Source organism: Paraburkholderia sp. DD10, assembly GCF_049177125.1.
GTDB lineage: Bacteria > Pseudomonadota > Gammaproteobacteria > Burkholderiales > Burkholderiaceae > Paraburkholderia > Paraburkholderia terricola.
Genome location: NZ_CP185393.1, coordinates 815116 through 835884, shown reverse-complemented (window position 1 = coordinate 835884; position 20769 = coordinate 815116). Strand labels below are relative to the sequence as shown.

19 protein-coding genes and 2 tRNA genes are annotated in these 20769 nt (G+C 64.0%); 9 read left to right on the top strand and 12 right to left on the bottom strand.

The window, feature by feature from the left end; translation table 11 throughout:
• Window positions 1–70 precede the first annotated feature (70 nt).
• The 4 genes from ACOCG7_RS19160 (at window position 71) to ACOCG7_RS19145 (ending at window position 3862) form a co-directional block, all read left to right on the top strand.
• Window positions 71–895 (top strand): arginyltransferase, encoded by an 825-nt coding sequence (locus tag ACOCG7_RS19160; protein WP_244744228.1) that lies wholly within the window; start codon window positions 71–73, stop codon window positions 893–895.
• Window positions 896–1098: 203 nt separating this feature from the next.
• A complete protein-coding gene (locus tag ACOCG7_RS19155) occupies window positions 1099–2124 on the top strand; it encodes a quinone-dependent dihydroorotate dehydrogenase (protein ID WP_073426863.1) in 1026 nt (341 codons plus the stop codon).
• Window positions 2125–2216: 92 nt separating this feature from the next.
• On the top strand, window positions 2217–3020 hold the full coding sequence (locus ACOCG7_RS19150) for a cystine ABC transporter substrate-binding protein (RefSeq protein WP_073426864.1): 804 nt from the start codon (window positions 2217–2219) through the stop codon (window positions 3018–3020).
• Between the two features lie 182 nt (window positions 3021–3202).
• Window positions 3203–3862 (top strand): amino acid ABC transporter permease, encoded by a 660-nt coding sequence (locus tag ACOCG7_RS19145; RefSeq protein WP_244744230.1) that lies wholly within the window; start codon window positions 3203–3205, stop codon window positions 3860–3862.
• 38 nt (window positions 3863–3900) lie between these two features.
• Here the strand turns inward: ACOCG7_RS19145 and lepB are convergent, their stop codons facing one another.
• From lepB to ACOCG7_RS19125, 4 genes are all read right to left on the bottom strand, one after another.
• The gene (gene lepB / locus ACOCG7_RS19140) at window positions 3901–4599 is read right to left on the bottom strand and encodes a signal peptidase I (RefSeq protein WP_244745019.1); all 699 of its coding nucleotides are present in this window, start codon (window positions 4597–4599) and stop codon (window positions 3901–3903) included.
• 128 nt (window positions 4600–4727) lie between these two features.
• The gene (locus ACOCG7_RS19135) at window positions 4728–5726 is read right to left on the bottom strand and encodes a Gfo/Idh/MocA family protein (protein WP_244744231.1); all 999 of its coding nucleotides are present in this window, start codon (window positions 5724–5726) and stop codon (window positions 4728–4730) included.
• 139 nt (window positions 5727–5865) lie between these two features.
• Window positions 5866–6585 carry a FadR/GntR family transcriptional regulator gene (locus ACOCG7_RS19130; RefSeq protein WP_073426867.1) on the bottom strand — a complete coding sequence of 240 codons (720 nt, stop codon included), beginning with the start codon at window positions 6583–6585 and terminating at the stop codon, window positions 5866–5868.
• Window positions 6586–6993: 408 nt separating this feature from the next.
• Window positions 6994–7527, bottom strand: coding sequence for a GNAT family N-acetyltransferase (locus tag ACOCG7_RS19125; protein ID WP_244744232.1), 534 nt, complete (start codon window positions 7525–7527; stop codon window positions 6994–6996).
• Window positions 7528–7942: 415 nt separating this feature from the next.
• Here ACOCG7_RS19125 and ACOCG7_RS19120 point away from each other — a divergent pair, with 415 nt between their 5' ends.
• From ACOCG7_RS19120 to ACOCG7_RS19110, 3 genes are all read left to right on the top strand, one after another.
• Window positions 7943–8935: a DUF1839 family protein gene (locus tag ACOCG7_RS19120; RefSeq protein WP_244745021.1), complete on the top strand. Its 993-nt coding sequence runs from the start codon at window positions 7943–7945 to the stop codon at window positions 8933–8935.
• 1003 nt (window positions 8936–9938) lie between these two features.
• Complete coding sequence (locus ACOCG7_RS19115) at window positions 9939–10673, top strand: Crp/Fnr family transcriptional regulator (protein WP_073426870.1); 735 nt, start codon at window positions 9939–9941, stop codon at window positions 10671–10673.
• Window positions 10674–10839: 166 nt separating this feature from the next.
• Entirely contained in the window at window positions 10840–11793 is a 954-nt protein-coding gene (locus tag ACOCG7_RS19110) for a glycosyltransferase family 2 protein (protein WP_244744233.1), read from the top strand.
• Window positions 11794–12006: 213 nt separating this feature from the next.
• On the opposite strand, the gene ACOCG7_RS19105 is transcribed toward ACOCG7_RS19110, so the two are convergent.
• The 7 genes from ACOCG7_RS19105 to rnr all read right to left on the bottom strand — a co-directional run bounded on the left by ACOCG7_RS19105 (window position 12007) and on the right by rnr (window position 18993).
• Window positions 12007–12429 (bottom strand): helix-turn-helix domain-containing protein, encoded by a 423-nt coding sequence (locus ACOCG7_RS19105; RefSeq protein ID WP_073426872.1) that lies wholly within the window; start codon window positions 12427–12429, stop codon window positions 12007–12009.
• The gene (locus tag ACOCG7_RS19100) at window positions 12426–12725 is read right to left on the bottom strand and encodes a type II toxin-antitoxin system HigB family toxin (RefSeq protein WP_244744235.1); all 300 of its coding nucleotides are present in this window, start codon (window positions 12723–12725) and stop codon (window positions 12426–12428) included. The genes ACOCG7_RS19105 and ACOCG7_RS19100 overlap by 4 nt, the downstream gene beginning before the upstream one ends.
• 239 nt (window positions 12726–12964) lie before the next feature.
• Window positions 12965–14179: a glycosyltransferase gene (locus tag ACOCG7_RS19095; RefSeq protein ID WP_244744237.1), complete on the bottom strand. Its 1215-nt coding sequence runs from the start codon at window positions 14177–14179 to the stop codon at window positions 12965–12967.
• 189 nt (window positions 14180–14368) lie between these two features.
• Window positions 14369–14698 (bottom strand): hypothetical protein, encoded by a 330-nt coding sequence (locus ACOCG7_RS19090; RefSeq protein WP_244744239.1) that lies wholly within the window; start codon window positions 14696–14698, stop codon window positions 14369–14371.
• 129 nt (window positions 14699–14827) lie between these two features.
• Window positions 14828–15523 (bottom strand): ribose-5-phosphate isomerase RpiA, encoded by a 696-nt coding sequence (gene rpiA / locus ACOCG7_RS19085; RefSeq protein WP_073426876.1) that lies wholly within the window; start codon window positions 15521–15523, stop codon window positions 14828–14830.
• A gap of 65 nt (window positions 15524–15588) precedes the next feature.
• Window positions 15589–16332, bottom strand: coding sequence for a 23S rRNA (guanosine(2251)-2'-O)-methyltransferase RlmB (gene rlmB, locus ACOCG7_RS19080; RefSeq protein ID WP_083083567.1), 744 nt, complete (start codon window positions 16330–16332; stop codon window positions 15589–15591).
• A gap of 159 nt (window positions 16333–16491) precedes the next feature.
• The gene (gene rnr, locus ACOCG7_RS19075) at window positions 16492–18993 is read right to left on the bottom strand and encodes a ribonuclease R (RefSeq protein ID WP_244744240.1); all 2502 of its coding nucleotides are present in this window, start codon (window positions 18991–18993) and stop codon (window positions 16492–16494) included.
• A 303-nt stretch (window positions 18994–19296) separates the two neighbouring features.
• Here rnr and ACOCG7_RS19070 point away from each other — a divergent pair.
• Both ACOCG7_RS19070 and ACOCG7_RS19065 read left to right on the top strand, forming a co-directional pair.
• A tRNA-Leu gene (locus ACOCG7_RS19070) sits at window positions 19297–19383 on the top strand.
• Between the two features lie 186 nt (window positions 19384–19569).
• Window positions 19570–19656 (top strand) — tRNA-Leu (locus tag ACOCG7_RS19065).
• 135 nt (window positions 19657–19791) lie between these two features.
• Here ACOCG7_RS19065 and ACOCG7_RS19060 read toward each other — a convergent pair.
• Window positions 19792–20736 carry an AraC family transcriptional regulator gene (locus ACOCG7_RS19060; RefSeq protein WP_073427683.1) on the bottom strand — a complete coding sequence of 315 codons (945 nt, stop codon included), beginning with the start codon at window positions 20734–20736 and terminating at the stop codon, window positions 19792–19794.
• Window positions 20737–20769 lie beyond the last annotated feature (33 nt).

The following is a 20769-nucleotide window of genomic DNA, read 5'->3' as shown; positions in this document are numbered from 1 at the left end:
TCACGAGCCGCGGGTCGTCAACCGCAAGGCGCCGGGTTTGCATCACAGAGACGCTTCGAGAGCTGCCAACGTGACTCATCCCAACGAGCTGCCTCTTTCCCCGCTTTCGGCGCTGCAATTTTATGCAACGGCGCCTTATCCCTGCAGTTATCTGGATGGGCGCATCGCGCGCTCGCAAGTCGCCACGCCCAGTCACCTGATCAACTCCGACGTCTACACCGACCTCGTCAAGGCGGGCTTCCGCCGCTCGGGCGTGTTCACCTACCGCCCCTATTGCGACGGTTGCCGCGCATGCGTGCCGGTGCGCGTGCCGGTCGGCCGGTTCGAGCCGAACCGCACGCAACGGCGGGTCTGGAAAAAGCATGGCGAGATGGTCGCCACCGTGGCGCCGCTCCATTACGACGAAGAGCATTACGCGCTCTATATGCGCTATCAGTCGGCGCGGCATGCGGGCGGCGGCATGGATCGCGACAGCCGCGATCAATACGAGCAGTTCCTGCTGCAAAGCCGGATCAACTCGCGGCTGGTCGAATTCCGCGAGCCGTTGCCGAATCAACCGGACGCGCCCGGCATCCTGCGCATGATCAGCATGATCGACATTCTCGGCGACGGACTCTCGTCCGTGTACACGTTCTTCGAGCCGGGACTGCCGCACACCAGCTTCGGCACCTACAACATCTACTGGCAGATCGAGCAGGCGCGCAGCCTGAAGCTGCCCTACGTGTACCTCGGCTACTGGATTCGCGAGAGTCCGAAGATGGCGTACAAAGCGAATTTCCGGCCGCTCGAAGGCTTGATCGACGGCGCGTGGCGAGTGCTCGATCCGAACGGCGTCGATCTGCCGCCGGTCGATCTGGCGATTCACGGCAGGCGCGGCGGACCGCTCAGGCCTTGACCATCTGGTGGCACGCCGGGCTCGCGAGTACGTTCGCAAGCCGCCCGGCCCCTGCGCCATGCGAGCGACGGCTATCGCACTACTTTCGCCACCCACCGGCCAGGCAATGAAACGGCGCATGCCCGCTTTCCAACGCGTCTCCCTGAAACCCCAAAGCCGGTAAAATAGCGGGTTCCCATTTTCTGGCCGCCCGGCTTCGTCCCGTGTTCAGCTCCCTCTACCCGCTCGTACGCGCCCAACTCTTTCGCATGGACGCGGAAGACGCACATCACCTCACCTTGCGCATGCTCGGCGCGGCCGGCCGCGCCGGCCTCGCCGGCGTGCTCGCGCCGCACGTGCCGGATGCGCCGCGCACCGTGATGGGCCTGACGTTCCGCAATCCGGTCGGGCTCGCCGCGGGGCTCGACAAGGACGGCGCGTGCATCGACGGTCTGGCCGCGCTCGGCTTCGGCTTCATCGAGGTCGGCACGGTGACGCCGCGCGCGCAGCCGGGCAATCCGCGTCCGCGCATGTTCCGTCTGCCGCAGGCGAACGCCGTGATCAACCGGATGGGCTTTAACAACGCGGGCGTCGACCAGTTCGTGAAGAACGTGCAGGCCGCGCGCTATCGCGGCATTCTCGGGCTGAACATCGGCAAGAACGCCGACACGCCGATCGAGCGCGCCGCCGACGACTATCTGTACTGCCTCGAACGCGTGTACCCGTTCGCGAGCTACGTGACGGTCAACATCTCGTCGCCGAACACGAAGAACCTGCGCCAGTTGCAAGGCGCGGGCGAACTCGACGCGCTGCTCGCGGCGCTCAAGGACAAGCAGCAGCGTCTCGCCGACATGCACGGCAAGCTCGTGCCGCTCGCGCTGAAGATCGCGCCGGACCTCGACGACGAACAGGTGAAGTCGATCGCCGACACGCTCTTGCGCCACCGCTTCGAAGGCGTGATCGCGACCAACACCACGCTCTCGCGCACGGCGGTCGCCGGCATGCAATACGGCGACGAGGCCGGCGGCCTGTCGGGCAAGCCGGTGTTCGACGCGTCGAATGAAGTGATCCGCAAGCTGCGCGCCGAACTCGGCGAGACCGTGCCGATCATCGGCGTCGGCGGGATTTTCTCAGGCGACGACGCGCGCGCGAAGATCGCGGCGGGCGCCTCGCTGGTGCAGCTCTATACCGGCTTCATCTATCGCGGGCCGGCGCTGGTGGGCGAATGCGTGCGGGCGCTGCGTCAGTAATATAGGCATGAACAAACGGTATTTTGGTTTCGATAGTCTGCTTTGTTAAGCTTTCGTCTGCTAAAACGCCAGGCGAACAAAAAAGGAACACGATGAAATTTGGCTTGCTGAAAAAGGTTGTCGTCGCCGGTCTGATCGGCGCGTCGTTCACCGCCGTTACTTCCGTCACCGCGCACGCGGAGGATCTGTTCGATCAGGTCAAGCAACGCGGCACGCTGCGCGTCGGTCTCGAGGGCACCTTCCCGCCGTTCAATTCAAAGGCGCCGTCGGGCGAACTGGTCGGCTACGACGTCGACATCGCCAGGGCGGTGGCGGCGAAACTCGGCGTGAAACCGGAATTCGTCACGACCGAATGGAGCGGCATCATCGCCGGTCTGCAGGCGGGCAAGTTCGACGTGATCGTCAACCAGGTCGGCATTACCGACCCGCGCAAGCAGGCGCTCGACTTTTCGCCGGCCTACACGTACTCGGCCGCGCAACTGATCCAGCGCAAGGACGACTCGCGCCAGTTCAAATCGCTCGACGAACTGAAGGGCAAGAAGCTCGGCGTCGGTCTGGGCACCAACTACATGGACATGGCGAAGTCGGTGCCGGGCATCGACGTGAAGACGTATCCGGGCGCGCCCGAATACCTGCGTGATCTGGCCGCCGGCCGGCTGGACGCGGCGCTCAACGACCGCCTGATGCTCGCGTATCTGCTGAAGAACTCGCAACTGCCGCTGCGCACGGGCGCAACCGTCGGCGCGGGCAACCCGTCGGGCATTCCGTTCAAAAAGGGCAATCCGAAGTTCGCCAAGGCGATCGACGAAGCAATGATCCAGCTCGAAGCGGACGGCACGTTCTCGAAGATCTCGGACAAGTGGTTCGGCATCGACGTCAGCAAGCCGATCAAGTAACGGGCGCGAGGTAAACCGAAGGGCGGCATCGGCGATGGTGCCGCCCTTCGCTTTTGTGTCGCGCGGTTTTGCTTGCGGTCCACGTTGCGCGTCAACGGCGCTTCGCTCTCCGCCCCGCCCTCCGCCCCGCCCCCCGCTCAAGTTTATGATGTGCGCTTTGCGCGCCAACCCGACTTCCGCTCATGTCCATCACTTCCCTGCTGGTCCAATCGCTTCCCGTGCTCGCGCAGGGCGCTATCCTGACGGTCAAGTTCGCGGTTCTGTCGATGTTCTTCGGCCTGCTTGCCGGCGCCGTGCTCGCCTTGATGGGCGTGAGCCACAACCGCGTGCTCAACTGGCTCGCGCGCCTCTACGTGAGCGTGATGCGCGGCACGCCGCTGCTCGTGCAGATCTTCGTGATCTATTACGGCTTGCCGAGTTTCGGCATTTCACTCGACCCCACGCCGGCCGGCGTGATCGCATTGTCGGCGAACGTGGCGGCGTATCTGTCGGAGAGCATGCGCGGCGCGATCCTCGGCATTCACAACGGCCAGTGGCTCGCCGCCTACAGCCTCGGACTCTCGCGCCGTCAGACGCTGCGCTATGTGGTCGCGCCGCAAGCCTTGCGCATTGCCGTGCCGAGTTTGTCGAACAGCTTGATCAGCCTGATCAAGGACACCTCGCTGGTATCGGTGATTACCGTGACCGAACTGCTGCGCAGCGCGCAGGAAATCATTGCGTCGACCTATCAGCCGCTGCCGCTGTATCTCGCGGCCGCCGCGATTTATTGGGTGTTGTGCCAGCTGCTCGAATGGGTGCAGCGCTGGTACGAGCGGCGCCTCGCGCTGCCCTCGCGCCACTGAGCAACGCTGGCGTCGGCTAGCGGCTCACTCATGCTTCGCTAACGGCTCGCCATGGGCGACACCGGGTCCAGCGGCGCGCCGAAGCGCTCGAAGCGCGGCGCGTAGTAGCGATCCGGGTCGAGCGAGAACGCCACGCGGCGCGTGCGGCCCATCAACTCCTTGCGCGGAAAGAAACCGAAGTAACGCGAATCGGCGCTGTTGTCGCGATTGTCGCCGAGCATCAGATATTCGCCCGGCGGCACGATCACCGGCCCGAACGAGTCACGCGGACTCGGCGCATTCGGCGCGAGCCGCACGGTATGCGCGACGCCCTCGAAGCGTTCGGTCAGATAGTCGCCGGGCGAAGCGGTGTCGCCAGGCAGCGGCTTTAGTTTCAGCGGCTGATAATCGGCGCGCACGCCGTTCACATACAGCACGTTGTCGCGCATCGCGACGCTGTCGCCGGGCAAGCCGATCAGCCGCTTGACGATCAAGTCATGCGCCACCGACGAATCGATCGTGACGATATCGCCGCGCTGCGGCTCGTGCAGATGCGCGATCGCGATATGCGTGAGCGGCACGCGCAGATCGTAGGCCATCTTGTCGACGAAGATCCGGTCGCCTTCGCGGATCGTCGGCAGCATCGAGCCGCTCGGCACGCTATTCCAGTCGGCCACGGCGCTGCGAAACAGCACCATCAGGAAGAGAAACGCGACAAGACTCTTGTTGTCGCGCCAAAGTTTTCCGAGCATGCGCATCGTGGACGGCTCCCATGGAAGAGGTTCGAAAGCTGCGGACATGCGGACGATTCTTGCGCCTTGCATGCGCGCGCAAATCGTACCACCGCTAACCTTCACTTGCCCTTCACTTGCCCTTAACGCGCCCCTCACTCTCCCGCGAACCTGAGCCCCAGCGCGGCGCGCGCGGCATCGGCCATGGCGATCATCCGCAGCGAGGTGGCATGCGGCATCACCGGACTCTCCAGTTGCCCGGCACGAATCAGCTCGCAGAAATGCGCGGTCTCATAGTTCAGGCCGCCGCCTTCGAACGGCTCGTCGAGTTCGACCACATGAGCGTCGGCGTAACGGATCGTCGCGCGCGACGGATTCCACCAGGGCTCGTGAATCGTCACATGCCCGCCTTTCGCCATCAACAGCGCATCGCCCTTGCCGTGCAGATCGAGGCCGCAGAACAGTTGCGCGATGCCGCGCTCATGCCGGCTGTTCAGGCTCGCGAACGTATCGACGCCGGTCGGGCCGAGCCGTCCGAGCGTCTGCACCTCATGAGGCACGCCGAGCCAGTCGACGGCGAGAAACATTTCGTAGACGCCGATGTCGAGCAGCGCGCCGCCCGCATGCTCGAACGACAGCGACGGATGATCGTCCGGCACGCCCGGCACCGAACAGCCGGCGCGCACGAGCCCCACCTCGCCGATCGGTTCGGCGGCGAGCTGCGCGCGCAGCTTTTGGTAGAGCGGATAGAACGGCGGCTTCATGGCTTCCATGAAGAGCCGTTGCGCGGCGCGCGCGGCATCGAGCACGCGTTCGAGTTGCGGCTGATTGATGGCGGCGGGTTTCTCGCACAGCACATGCAGGCCCGCTTCGAGCGCGGCGACCGCGTAGTCGGCGTGGCTGTCCTGGATGGTGGCGATATAGAGCGCGTCGATACCGCTCGCGAGCAGCGCGTCGAAACTCGCGCACGCCTCGCCGCCGAATTCCGCGGCGAAGGTTGCGGCCGGTTCGGCTCGGCGCGACCACAGCGCGGTGAGCGACGCCTGCGGCACATGAGCGAGGCTTTGAGCAAAACGGCGGGCAATGCGGCCCGTGCCGACGATTCCCCAGCGAATCACGTCGTTCGCGAGGGTTTCCTGCGGTGGGTTTGTCATCGTTCCTTCGAATCCGTGCAGTTCAGAACAGGCGCTATTGTCGCGCACGTTGCCCACGTCGCGCACTTTCGCGCGCGCCCATGAGCGCACCGTCCGTCATGCAAGGTCTCTTAGGAAAGAAGCCGGCGTGCCGCGGCGTTCAGCCACGCACCGGCGGTGGTTCGGAAAGCGTGCTGCCCATCTCTTCCGCGGTGTGGTCGATCATGGCGAGCGACGCGGCTTCCGCTGCTTTGGGATCGCGCCGTTCGATCGCCTCGACCACGCGTTGACGCGCACTCACCGCGCCCTCCCATGCGCCTTCCTTCTGGTTGACGATCGGATTGACCGTCGACAGCGCGCCGCGAATGATCGCGGCCATCTGCTTGAAGAACTGATTGCCGCTCGCGATCACGATGCGGGTGTGGAACAGCTCGTCGGCTTCCTGATAGCCGGGCTCGTTCGGGCGGATCGCGCGGAACGCCTCGAACGCCTCGCGCAGCGCCGCGATGTCCGCCGCGCTGCCGCGCGCGGCCGCCTGCGCCGACGCACGCGGTTCGATCAGGCTGCGAAACTCGATCACGTCGCGCACGAACAGCGGATCGGGCTTCGCGCGAAAACGCCAGCTCACGACGTCCTCGTCGATCATGCGCCAGTCGCTCATCGGCCGGATGCGCGTGCCGATCTTCGGCCGCACGTCCAGCATGTCGCGCGCGAGCAGCATCGACAGCGCCTCGCGCATGACGGTGCGGCTGACGTCGAACTCCTTCGACAGCACATCCTGCGGCGGCAGAATGGCGCCGTATTTCTCCTCGACGATCCCTGTGACGAGTCCATCCATCACCTTGCTGACCAACGATCGATCCTTGTTTGCCTGATCCATGACGACTCTCCCCGAAGCGGTGTTGATCCCCGCGTAGCCTGTTGATAAAACGGCCCTTATGTTTCTTCTATATCGACATCGTTATGCTCTTTCGATACGTTGCTAGCTTCAAAACGGTTGCGCCAGTTGGGGGACTTCCTGACAGGGTTATCCCTCTGAAGAATTGTTTCTTCTGTGTAACGCCGGACCTTTTGACGGACCTTAAGCTTGCGTGTCAAGCGTGCCTGCTTCGAACTACTTGCATCGTGCGAAGACGCACGCAATCGGATGAATTGTCTGACCCATGAGCGAATGGCGGCTAGGGGCAGGCCGAAAAAGACTTACGGATCGGACAGCGCGCGGCGCTGAGTTCTGTCGATCCCCATGATTCAGATCGTGTGGTGGAAGGTGCGATCGGCCTTCGCCCCATCACAACAGTTCGACGGTGTCGATGTCCGCCGCGCTGCCGCGCTCGCGCGGCCGCATGCCGAAGCGCAGCGGGTTGCCGCGCAACTGGCGCGTCAGAACGATGAACGGCACGCCATGCGCGAGGTACGGCCCCTCGGTCTTGCGAAAGCCGAATTGCTCGTAGAAGTCGCGCAAGCCGAGCGGCGCCTTCACGCGCGCGGCGTGGCCGGGCCAACGCTCGGCGATCGTCTGCAGCACGCGCTCCATCAGCCGTTCGGCGGTGCCGTCGCCACGCCGCAGCGGGCTCGTGAGTACCTTGTCGATGGTGATGTCCGGATCTTCGGCGTCGCCTGGTTGCAGGCGTGCATAGGCGAGGATCGGCATCGACCGCGTCATGTCGTCCGCCGCGAACACATGCAACGCGTGTTCGTCACGAGCGTCCGCGTCGAGACAAACGTGCGCCTGTTCGACGACGAACACCGCGCTACGCGCCCGCAGGATGAGATACAACTCGCGTGCCGAAAGCTGCTCGAATTCCAGCGTTTTCCAGTTCATCACGTTCCCTTGCGGTCAATGAGTTCAGCGACGCGGGGCTTCGCGCGCCGGTCCGTTGTCGTGACTACACGGTACGTCCGCCATAGGCGTGTTTCCGTGCGGCATCGCACCGACGTTCGGCTTCGACACTTCGTCTAATACAAGGCATCGTGCGCGGCCTCGCGACAGCCTCGGCACCAGACTCCACGCACAGCAAAACGCGGCGACGAGGCGCGCCTTGTCCGAGCGATGCGCAGTAATGGCGTCAGCCGCCTCGATAAGCACCCATGCACGCCCAGGCGTCAGAAACGATCCGATGTGTTCGTTAGACGCCTGCCCGATTCGAGGCCGTTGAAAACGACACGGGCCACCCGCCATGAATAACGCATCGCGACGCATCCTTTTCGAACCGGCCGGTCTATCCTCGCTCGCGACGATGCCCGCTCAACGCGGCACGTCCGCGCCTGAAACCCGGCCGCGCCAGCACGCGCAGCACGCGTTGCATCAAGGCGAGCGCGTATGGCAGGAGACCCATTGCTACGTCGATTTGTGGATCGAACTGCTGCACGGCTTCGGACTCGAGCCGCGCGCGGCGTTCGGCTTCACCGTCACGCAGGATTTCGAAGGCGACCAGTTCACGTTCATCAAATTTCCGCTCGATGATCTCGACCGGCTCTACGGCACCCAGGTACAGGAGCTGGCCATCTACGATTCGCTCGAAGCGCGCGTGCTCGCGCAAACCTCGCGCGGCCATACGGTGCTCGTCGACGTGGACGGCTACTACTTGCCGAACACGCGCGTCACGTCGTACCGGCGCGAGCATTCGAAAACCATCGTGGGCATCGACTTCGTCGACCCCGCCGCGCGCCGCCTCGGCTATTTTCACAACACCGGCTATCACCGGCTCGACGGCGACGACTACGACGGCGTGTTCCGCAAGCTGCCGCAATTCGCGCAGCAGCCCGATCTGCTGCTTCCTTATGTGGAGTTCGCCAAGCAGGCGCGCCCGGCACTGGAAGGCACCGCGCTCGCGGACGCGTCGGCGGAATCGTTGTGCGCCCATCTGCGCCGCCGGCCGCTCGCCAATCCGATTTCGCAATGGCGTGCCGCGTTTCCCGCGCATCTCGAGACGTTGCTCGAACGCGGCGAGGCGTTCTTCCATCCGTACTCGTTCAATCTGACGCGACAACTCGGCGCGAACTTCGAGTTTCTCTCGAAGTATCTGCTGTGGCTGACCGCACAGGGCTTCGACATTCCGGCATCGATTCCGGCGGCGGCGCAGAGCATCGCGTCGGAGTCGATGGCGATGCAGTTCCGGCTCCTGCGCGCGATCGCACGCGCACGCCGCGATCTGTGCGAAGACTGCTTCGACGAACTAGAAAGCGCGTATGAAAAGACGCTGCCGCCGCTCGCCGCGCTGGTGTTGTGACGCGCCGTCTCGCGCTCGGGGCTTGAGAGATGCCACGGGGCCGACCTGAAAGCGCGCGGCACGGCCTCGCGCGAGCGCGGCAACCCATCCGGGCCATCCGGGCCGTCGATGGCCTCAACGCCCTCGATATTCGTCTGCTCGACGAGCGCGCGCAAACGTTTCACGCGCGGTTCGAACCCGTCTGTCTACGCAACGGCGGCGTGGAGTGTCCGGCGCCGAATCGCTCCTGCGTCGTGCCGTTTGTTTCCTCCATTTCCTCTCGTTCCCCGAACGATTCATTGCGCACGCAACCGACCGCGCGTTTAACGCGGACGCAACATGCGCGGCGCCCCCGGCGAAGTGCGCGCGGTCAATGCGTTATCCGCCACGCTTCAGGGTTAAATGTCCGACGGATCCGGGTATGCGGTCGCGACCTGCCTAATACCTGGCGTCACACGCAGCCCCCTGTCTGGCCTGCGGAATCACTGTTGGTTTTTTCACGACTTCCGAGCCGTCAAAAAGACGATCCGTACGACAGCGCACGCAGTGTACTGAACACATCTGAATCAATTCCGGCACATCCCGGACGCGCCTTCACCACGCCCATCGAGAGGCCATTGCCGCCGCGAGACGGCTCGCTTGAAGCCGCGCCCGAGCGCATCTAAGCCAGTCCGATCAAGGACTTGGCTCGAAGAACCCTGCCCCGCGAGGCGACGGCGCGCGAGGCCGGCGCTGTACAGAATTGAAACAAAAAGACACGTTTGGCTTCGCGCATCGCTAAGGCTATGTTCGTTGTGCCGCACCAGCACTCACTTTTCCGATCATTGGCACGCTCCTCGCTAAGAACAAAGCGCAACACAGCATGCCGCGAACGACAACAACTGCGGGTGCGTATCAGGCCAAGACGGGGCCGATCCTGTTCATCCTCTTCGTTGCTCGCGGGGCAGCGCTGTTTTAAAGGATGCAGGCGTCGGATCAAAAAACAAGGAAGCCGCGGCACGCGGCTTCCACGCGAGGACCGATCATGTTGACACTCCAATCAGATCTGCACGGCAACCATTTGCTCGGTGCATTACCGTCGCACGAATGGCAAGCGCTGGCTCCGCATCTCGAACTGGTTCATCTGCGTACGGAGCAACTGCTGTGCGACTCCGGTCAACGCATTCATCACGTCTACTTCCCCACCACCGCGATCATCTCCATGCTCTCGACGATGGAAGACGGCAGCTCGGTGGAAATCGCCGCGGTCGGCCGCGAGGGCATGACGGGCGTGCCGGTGCTCACGGGCGGCGAAACCATGCCGAACCGCGTGCAGGTGCAATGCGCCGGCTTCGCGTATCGCATGAACGCGCAGGCGCTCAAGCAGCAATTTGCCCGCTCCGATTTTCTGCGCCGCCTGATGCTGCTGTACATGCACGCGCTGCTCACGCAAGTCGCGCAGACCGCAGCCTGCAATCGCCACCATGCGCTGAACAAACAGTTGTGCCGCTGGCTGCTGATCGAAGTGGACCGGGTGGCGTCGAACGATCTGACGGTCACGCAGCAACTGATCGCCGACATGCTCGGCGTACGCCGCGAGGGCATCACCGAAGCGGCCGGCAAGTTGCACGACGAAGGGCTGATCCATCACAGCCGCGGCCATATCAAGGTGCTCGACCGCAAGGGACTCGAAGCGCGCGCATGCGAATGCTACGGCCTCGTCAAGCGCGAATTCGACCGCCTTTTGCCGCGCTTGCGCCAGGCCGAGGCCGTCGAGTAAGCGTTGAATCATTCGACTCCCGCACTGGGTCGACCGGGTTCAGGAATACCGCGCGATGCCTCGACGCGCGCTTCGTGGTCGCGCGAGGCGGGTTCGCTCACACGATGCGCATTGCGAGGCCCGCCACCCTGTGCGGCGGCTTTGCCGGCCACAACGCATTCCGACCATGCCACTACGCGAACCGCTGGTGAAAGTCTCCGTGATCGTGCCGACGTACCGGCGCACCGCCGACCTCGCGCGCTGCCTCGCGGCGCTCGACGCGCAGGAGCGCCGCGCCGACGAGGTGATCGTGGTCGTGCGTCACGACGATTACGCGACGCTCGACTGGCTGCGCACCCGTGACGCGACGCGCCCCGACCCGCGCCGCTGGATCGTGCTGGTGCGCAACCCGGGCGTGGTCGCCGCATACAACCTCGGCATCGAGAGCGCGAGCAGCGACGTGCTCTGCTTCACCGACGACGACGCCGCACCGCATCCCGACTGGGTCGCGCGCATCGCACGCGCCTTCGAAAACGATCCGGCGCTGGGCGGCCTCGGCGGACGCGACATCGTGCATGAACGCAACGGCATTCCGCAGGGGCAGAAGCCCTGCGTGGGCCTCGTGCGCTGGTATGGCCGGACCATCGGCAATCACCATATCGGCCACGGCAAGGCGCGCAAGGTTCAGGTGCTCAAGGGCGTGAACATGGCGTTTCGCCGCGAGGCGATCGGCGCGCTGCGCTTCGACTCGCGCTTGCGCGGCACCGGCGCGCAGGCTCACTGCGAGATGGCCTTCAGTCTGGACGTGCAGCGGCGCGGCTGGACGCTGATCTACGACCCGTCGCTGCTGGTCGAGCATTTTCCCGCGCAGCGCAGCGATGACGATCAACACTTCACATTCAACGACGCGGCTTTCTATAACGCGTCATTCAATCTCCGGCTCATCATGTGCGAATACCTGACGCCGCACGGCAGATGGGCCTTCGTCGTTTACTCGACGCTGATCGGCGATCGCGCGGACCCGGGGTTCCTGCGCGCATTGTCGTTGGCATTCGAGCGCGGCGGCGTGGCGCTTGCGCTTCGCAAATGGCGAGTGGGCCTACGCGCAATGCGCGGGGCATGGCAGGAGGCGGCGCGCTGAGCGAACCGACGCGCGGCCTCACACGCGGCCTCACAAAAAGAGGCAAGGCCGCTGCGCGTATGTGGGCACCTATCCCACCGGAGACCGGTTCGATACGCCCATGCCGCGATAAAACGCGTCAACGCATCACGACGAAATGCCGCGCAAAAAAGGGGGCTGCGCCGTAACCAGGCGCCGCTCTCTTTTCCGTCGACACTGCGCGCGGCGCCGCTCTTACAGAAACGCGCTGACGTCCGTACGGAAACGCTGCGCCAACGCCTTCGCCACCTTTTTGCTGATGGCGCGCCGGCCTGCGAGAATGTCGCTCACCACGGTGGGCGACGCGATGCCGATCAGGTCCTTCTGCTTGAGGCCGTGCGTTTCCAGCAGATGCCGCAACACCTCGCGCGGCTCCGCTTTCGGGATCGTCACGTTGTGCGCTTCCCAGCTTTCGATCAGGTCGGTGACGATCGCGAACAGATCGGCAAGCGGATCCTCTTCGTTGCCGTTCAGATGGTCGGCCAGCGAGTTGGCGAGCCGCACCATCTTCTGGTAGTCCTCTTCGTTGCGAATGGGCGTGATCGGCAATTGGGTTTGCAGCGCAGTCCAGGTTTGCGCGATGTCGGGAAAAGCTCCCGGGAGGCGATCGGCGTTCATGAGTTTAGATTCTTCCTCGTCCAAAGGTCGTATTCCGCATGCGTCAGTACATGACGAATGAATAACGACTGCCTGTTGTAGTGAATCGCCGCGACGATGCGGAACCGGTTGCCGCCTACGTTAAAAACCGTGTATTGCGGCGGCACGTAATCCACGCCGGCGAACGTCTGCTTCAGGTCGTTATAGCCATACGCGAGACAAGCCTGCGCCAGTGAGTACCACGTCAATAGCGCACCGCGCGCCCCCGGATGTCTGTTTATAAAGTCCAGCAACGCTTTCTTCGAAATGACCCGCATCGTATTTCCTCGCACGTATTCGCGCACTGAACATGCGCGATCTGCCTGCAAGGCTAAACGCAGCGGAGGGGTGCCGATAGCTAGCCGGATGGCATAGCCAAGGCACCCGGATACGACCTACAGCGGTATGACGAAAACCATTTTATTCGCAAACTGCGAAGTTCGCAACCCGCGAACAAAGAGACGAACTACCTCTTCTTCTATTGATGCCAAACCACGCGAGACCGCAGTCGAGCGCGTCAACGTCCCCAACTGCTTTCCTGCGCCGGCTCGCCTGGCCAGGCGATATCCGCGATGGCCACCGGTTCGATGCGCTCCACGAGGCCGATCCGCCGACGCCGGCCGCGCGCCGCGATCGTGCGCGTGACTTCCGCCATGAAGGCGCGGCGAAACACCGCCGGCGAAAAGCGCTCGGCATTCGCGCGGCAGGCCGCCGGCGTGATCTGCTCGCGCAGCCGTTCGAACCGCCCGATTGCGTCGAGCAACGACACGACCGTTTGGCGCGCGAAATGGACGCCCGTGGGATGCGCGTCGCCCACCGGCACCACCGTTTCGAGCGCCCCGCCCTTGCCGAATGCGATGACCGGCGTGCCGCATGCCTGCGCTTGCAGCGCGAGGAGGTCGAAGTCTTCCTCGGCGGCCAACACGAAGGCTCGCGCGCGTTGCAGATAATCCTTGAGAACAGCGAACGGCTGAGGGCCGAGAATCGTCACGTTCGGAGCGGCCCTGGCACGAATCGCCGCCATCTCCGGGCCCTCGCCGATGACGATCAACGAACGGTGCGGCGTCGCGTTGAAGGCCTCGACGATCAGCTCGATGCGTTGATACGGCACGTTCCGCGAGGCGGTCAGATAGAAGTCTTCCTTGTGCGTGCACAGTTCGAATTCGCCTGCGTCGAGGAGCGGCGGAATCACGGCCGCATCGCGCCGGTAAGTTTTCATCATGCACCGCGCGACGAAATGCGAGTTCGCGATCAGACGGTCGACGCTGTTCGCCGAATTCGCGTCCCAGCCGCGCACATAATGAAGCAGCATGCGCGCGACCCAGGACTTCGGCCCGCGCGTCAGATTGGCCTCGCGCAGATACTGATGTTGCAGGTCCCACGCGTAGCGCATCGGCGAATGCACGTAGCTCACGTGCGTCTGATGCGGGCGAACCCGCACACCCTTGGCGACCGTATGGGAACTCGTGATGATGAGATCGTAGCCGGACAAATCGAACTGTTCGACGGCGAGCGGCATCAACGGCAAATACGCGCGATAACAGCGCCGCGCAAACGGCAGGCGTTGGATGAAGGAGGTCGTGACAGCTTTGCCGCCGAGCGGCCGGCGGTCTTCGAGGAAATCGACGAGAGTGAAAATATCCGCGTCGGGAAAGCACTCGACGATCTGTTCGAGGACCTTCTCCGCGCCGCCTGGTGCGACCAGCCAGTCGTGCACGATCGCCACTCTCATGACATCCCACCTTTAGATAAGCGCCCCATGGCCATTGCAACGAGTGTATGGGGCACACCGTTTGCTGTGCGTGCGCGTGCCCACATTCAACGCACGACAGCACGCGAATAATGAAGACCCGCGCTTAGCCTCTTGCGAACCTGCATCCCGCTGCTTCGCGTTCCTATGCGGCCGATGATCGATGCCTCGTCATTTGCCCGCTCCTCGCTGATGGTTCGGCGGGCGCTGATTGATCCAACGCCCCTTTTCGTTCGCCCACGTCCGGCGCAACAGCGTCGACGCGCGCGCATGCGCTGCCGTGTCTGAGCCGTTCAGGCGAATGATCGTCGAAGGAATGGCGGCACGCCCGGTGATCGCCGCGGCCGCCAGAGGCGTGACCGGGATTGCGCGGCAGCGGAGCAATGGCTGGCTGGTGAAACCGGAGATGGGGTCGCGCTGGCCGACGCGATCGGCGCATTGCGCGCCGCGCAGGCGCTTGCGAACGCGCAAACGGAATTTTCGGTGGATCGGCGTTTGCAACGGAGGATGCAAGCGCATCGGACTGGTCGCGCGCTAATGCGAGTCGTTGCAACGGGGTGCGGGTAGAACTTTTGAAGCGGGCCTGTCGAAACCGGCCCGCATGCGGCGACAAGAGACGAGCGCGTACGCTCAGGTCCTGCTGAACTCGATCGTCTCGACGCCGCTATCGGAGCCGAGCAGGCACAGATTCGCGCCACGGCCCGCGAAGAGCCCCACCGTCACCACGCCGGGCCATGCGTTCACATGCATTTCCAGCGTGCGCGGATCGCTAATGCGCAATCCCTTCACGTCGATGATCTCGTTGCCGTTGTCGGTAATGAACGGCACGCCTTCTTTCGTGACGCGCACGATCGGCACGCCGCCGAGCGCCGTGACGCGGCGGCCGATGGAGGTCCGCGCCATCGGCACCACTTCGATCGGCAGCGGAAAATTGCCGAGCGTCTCGACGAGCTTGCTTGCGTCCGCGATGCAGACGAACACGTCCGACACCGAGGCGACGATTTTCTCGCGCGTCAGCGCGCCGCCGCCGCCCTTGATCATCGCGCCGCTGTGGTCGATTTCGTCGGCGCCGTCCACGTAGACCGGCAGCGAGTCGATTTCGTTGAGATCGAGCACCTTGATGCCGTGCGATTGCAAGCGCGCGGTAGTGGCGAGCGAACTCGACACCGCGCCGCGATAGCGTGCCTTGCTGGCGGCCAGCGCGTCGATGAAACAGTTCGCGGTGGAGCCGGTGCCGACGCCGATCACCGCGCCTTCGGGCACGTTGGCGTTCACATAATCGGCGGCGGCCTGGCCGACCAGTTGCTTGAGTTCGTCTTGGGTCATGGGAAATGCTGGCGAGCAGTAAAAACGGCTAGTTTACCGGAGCGGCACATGAGCGCCGCCTGCAATTACTTCTTCACCGACCGCTGCCGCACCGCTTCGAACAGGCACACGCCGCTCGCGACGGAGACGTTCAGGCTTTCGACGGTGCCCGCCATCGGAATCTGCATCACCACATCGCAGGTATCGCGCGTGAGGCGGCGCATGCCCTCGCCTTCGGCGCCCATCACGAGGGCCACCGGACCGTCGAGCTCGGTGTCGTAGAGGCTCCTGGTGGCCTCGCCGGCCGTGCCGACGATCCACACGCCCGCGTCCTTCAATTCACGCAGCGCGCGCGCCAGGTTCGTGACGGTGATGTACGGCACGGTGTCGGCCGCTCCGCTCGCCACCTTGGCGGCCGTTGCGTTCAAACCCACCGCGCGGTCGCGCGGCGCGATCACCGCGTGCGCGCCGGCCGCGTCGGCGACCCGCAGGCACGCGCCGAGATTGTGCGGATCGGTCACGCCGTCCAGCACCAGCAGCAACGGCGAACCGTTGATGCCGTCGAGCAGTTCGGCCAGGTTCTGCGCGAGCGGCATGTCGCTCGCGCGCGCGACCACGCCCTGGTGGCGCTCGGTATGCGAGAGTCCCCACAGACGCGTTTCGTCGGCGGCGATCAGACGCACGCCGGCTTCTTTCGCCGCGTGCAGGAATTCGGTCATGCGCCGGTCCTTGCGCGTCGCGTCGAAATAGACATCCTCGACTGTCGACGCATCGTGCCGGATGCGCGCGGTCACTGCGTGAAAACCGTATAGAACCTTGAGACGTGCCATGACTGATACAACCTTTGATTGAGCGCGCCTTCAATACGCGCTGCTGTGATGAATACGAGTTGCGTGCCGCGCTTGCCTGCCCGGCGAAGAAATGCAGACCGCGCGCAACCGGTGCGTCTTGACGCACCCGATGCGCGCGGTGTCAGCCGTGATGCGGCTTCAGCGCTTCTTGCGCGTCTGCGGTTTCGATGCCGGCTTGGCCGTGGCGCCGTGCTTCTTCGCCGCGCCGCGCGCGGCGCGCGCTTCCTGCACCGCCGCGGACTGCGCGGGCGCCGCCTTCTTGCGCCGCCCGACCGGCGCCGGCACGGCGCCTTCGATCGGCGGCAGCACGCGCACGCGTGCGCCGCCGTTTTCACCGGACGACTTGTCGGCGAGCGGCGTACGATTCACAGGCGGCTTGATCGGCGTATCGCGCACGAGACGGAAGTCGATCTTGCGCGCGTCGAGATCGACGCGGCTCACCTGCACGCGCACGCGATCCGACAGGCGATAACGGATGCCGGTGCGCTCGCCGCGCAACTCGTTCTTGATCTCGTCGTACTGGAAGTAGTCGGAGCCGAGTTCGGTGACATGCACGAGGCCCTCGATAAAGAGCGAATCGAGCTGCACGAAGATGCCGAACGACGTCACGCCGTTCACCATGCCGCCATACTCCTCGCCGAGCTTGTCGCGCATGAAATAGCACTTCAGCCATGCTTCGACGTCGCGCGAGGCTTCGTCGGCGCGGCGTTCGTTGGCCGAGCAATGCAGGCCGAGCTCTTCCCAGATCGCCACGTTGTTGCCGCGCACGCGGCCGCGCTTTTCGTCGTCGGCCTTTTGCATGGCGCGGGCACGCGGCGAGAGCGCCGTGTTCAATTCGATGCCTTGCGCCGGTTCGGGCTGGTACTTGCGGCCCTGCAGGATCGCGTAGATCGCGCGGTGCGTGAGCAGGTCGGGATAACGGCGAATCGGACTCGTGAAGTGCGCATACGCCTCATACGCGAGGCCGAAGTGACCGATGTTCTCCGGGCTGTAGACGGCCTGCTGCATCGAGCGCAGCAACATGGTTTGCAGCATGGGCGCGTCCGGCCGCTCGCGGATCTGCGCCATCAGCGCGGCGTAGTCGCTGGCGTGCGGCGTCTCGCCGCCGGCGAGCGTGAGGCCCATGCCGCGCAGGAAGGTGCGCAGGTTCTCGAGCTTCTCGGCGGTCGGGCCGGCGTGCACGCGGAACAGCCCCGGATGCTTGTTGCGCTTCAGGAAGTCGGCCGCGCAGACGTTCGCGGCCAGCATGCATTCCTCGATCAGCTTGTGCGCCTCGTTGCGGGTGCGCGGCACGATCTGCTCGATCTTGCCCTGCGCATTGCAGACGATGTAGGTCTCGGTCGTATCGAAGTCGATCGCGCCGCGTTTCTGGCGCGCCGCGAACAGCGACTTGTATACGCCGTAAAGATTCTGCAGTTGCGGCAGCAACGCGGCGCGGCGCGCGGCCTCGGGACCCTTGGTGTTCTTCAGCACCGCGGCGACTTCGGTGTACGTGAGACGCGCGGCCGAATGCATCACGCCGGGGTAGAACTGATACGCCTTCACTTCGCCGCGCGTGGTGACGATCATGTCGCACACCAGCACGCAACGGTCGACGTTCGGATTCAGCGAGCACAGGCCGTTGGAGAGCTTCTCCGGCAGCATCGGGATCACGCGGCGCGGGAAATACACCGAGGTGCTGCGTTCGATCGCGTCGGCGTCGAGCCCGCTTTTCGGATGCACGTAGTGCGAGACGTCCGCGATCGCGACGATCAGGCGAAAGCCCTCGCCGCGGCCGACCTGAACCGGCTCGCAGTACACCGCGTCGTCGAAGTCGCGGGCGTCCTCGCCGTCGATCGTGACGAGCGGCACGTCGCGCAGATCGATGCGATGACGCGCGTCGACCGGACGGACTTCGTCGGGCAGCTTCGATGCTTCGTCGAGCGCGGCCTGGCTGAACTCGTGCGGCACGCCGTATTTGCGCACCGCGATTTCGATTTCCATGCCGGGGTCGTCGATATCGCCGAGCACTTCCGCCACGCGGCCGAGCGGCTGCGAATGGCGGCTCGGGAAATCGGTCAGCTCGACCACCACCACCTGGCCGACCTTGGCCTTCTTGGTGTTCTGCGTGATCAGAATGTCGTGGCCGATGCGCTTGTCTTCGGGCGCGACGATCAGCGCGCCGTTCTCGTTCAGCAGACGGCCGATCACGCGCTTGTTGGCGCGGTCTGTCACCTCGACGATGTGCCCTTCCGGACGCCCGCGCCGGTCGTAGCCGACGATGCGCGCCAGCACGCGGTCGTTGTGCATGACCTTCTGCATTTCGCCGGTGGGCAGGAACAGATCGTCCTGGCCGTCGTCGCGAATCAGGAAGCCGTAACCGTCGCGATGGCCTTGCACGCGGCCCGCCACGAAGTTCGACGGATGGGTCAGCTGATAGAGATTGCGCTGATCGAGCCGGATCTGGCCGTCGCGCTCCATCGCGCCTAAGCGCTTGAAAAATCCCTCGCGCTCCTGGCGCTTGATCGACAATGCTTCGGCGATCTCGTTCGCGGCAAGCGGCGCTTCGCTCGTGCGCAGGACGCCCAGGATTTCTTCGCGGCTTGGGATCGGATACGGAAATTTGCTCAAGGGCTTGTCGATGGTTTTTTCTCGTTGCATGGACGTCGGTCGGCGATATGGCTCGGCTTAAGAAGCGTTGAAATTGCGCTTAAGTTGCACTTGCAATTGCACTGGAAAGACTGCTCGGGTCCGGCTCGTTCAAGGCTGAGTCCGACGGGCGTGTGCACCGTGCCAACGAACTATGCGAGGCATTCTAACACCCGTCTCGCGCGCCTTGCGGCCCGTCAATAGTCGCTGCGGGGCGCATGCGGACGCACGGTCGCGTCGTTTAAGCGACTTTTGAGAAACGCTTGACAGGGGTGAATCTGTCGCTATAATGGCGTTCTTTGCTGTTCATCACCTGCCCAGGTGGCGAAATTGGTAGACGCACTAGGTTCAGGTCCTAGCGGTGGCAACACTGTGGAGGTTCGAGTCCTCTCTTGGGCACCAGATTCAAAGTAAAGCCGCCTGGCATTTTTAGGCGGCTTTACTTTTTGTGTGAGACGCTTGAAGCATGGCTTCGCGGCACGAGCCGCTGCCCGATCCGATCGGGGTGATTGACGAAGCAAGTTGTTTGTTGGCAGGGATTGACAGGCTGCATCATCCCGATAAAATAGCTGTCTAGCTTGAAAACGTGCCCAGGTGGCGGAATTGGTAGACGCACTAGGTTCAGGTCCTAGCGGTGGCAACACCGTGGAGGTTCGAGTCCTCTCCTGGGCACCAACAGTTGTTACGGCGTAAGCCGATATAGTTTGCGAAGTAGATCGAGAAACCCCGTAAGACCACAGTCTTACGGGGTTTTTTGTTGCCTGTCGCTTCTCGCGGACGGAAACGGGCTCGCTTCATCGAAGCGCGGCTTTACTCTCCGTACCCCACGCCGTTGCGGCGCCTTAACTGCACCACATCGCGAAGCGGCGGCGCCCCGAACAGCCGGCTATATTCGCGGCTGAACTGGGAAGGGCTGTCATACCCGACCTTGATCGCCACCGAGCCGACATCCCCGTTCTGCCCCAGTAACAATCTCCGGGCCTCGTGCAGCCGCAGTTGCTTCTGATACTGCAGCGGACTCAGCGTCGTGACGTTCTTGAAGTGATGATGGAACGACGACACGCTCATATTCACTTCCTGCGCCAGCATCTCCACCCGCAAAAGCTCGGTGTAGTGATTCTGGATCCATTCGATCGCACGCACGATCCGGTACGTCTGACTCCCGTTCACGGCGATGTGCCGCAGCCGCTTGCCCTGCTCGCTCGTCATCAGCCGGTAGAGCAATTCCTTCTCGATGAGCGGCGCGAGAACCGGTATGTCATCCGGAGTATCGAGCAAGCGCACGAGCCGCAGCGCCGCGTCGAAGACCGGCGCCGACAACGAGCCCACGGCAATGCCCTCGCCCGCCGACACGGCGCCCGGTTCCGGCAGACGCAGTTGCGTCGCCAGTTCGGCGATGCACTGCGGATCGAGCGCGAGCTTCACGCACAGATAAGGCGCATCGGACGACGCTCGCGTGACCCGCGACGTCATCGGCAGATCGACGGACGTCACGAGGCAATGCAGATGATCGTAGTCGTAAGCCTGCCCCGCGACCACGACCCGCTTGGCGCCTTGCGCCGCGAACACGAACGCGGAACTCGCCACGCCGCAGCCGAGATCGACGGGCGCCGAGTATCGGTAGAAGGCCAGCGAGGGAATCGCCGTCTGATGCGCGCCGTCCGTTGGCGCGAAGCGGCTGACGAGCGCGGCGAGTTCGCGGCGAGCCGTTTCGCGCGCCTCGGCGGGATCGAGCCAGGAAGAATTCTGTTTCATACGCATGAACTCCGTTGACGAGATCGAGCATAC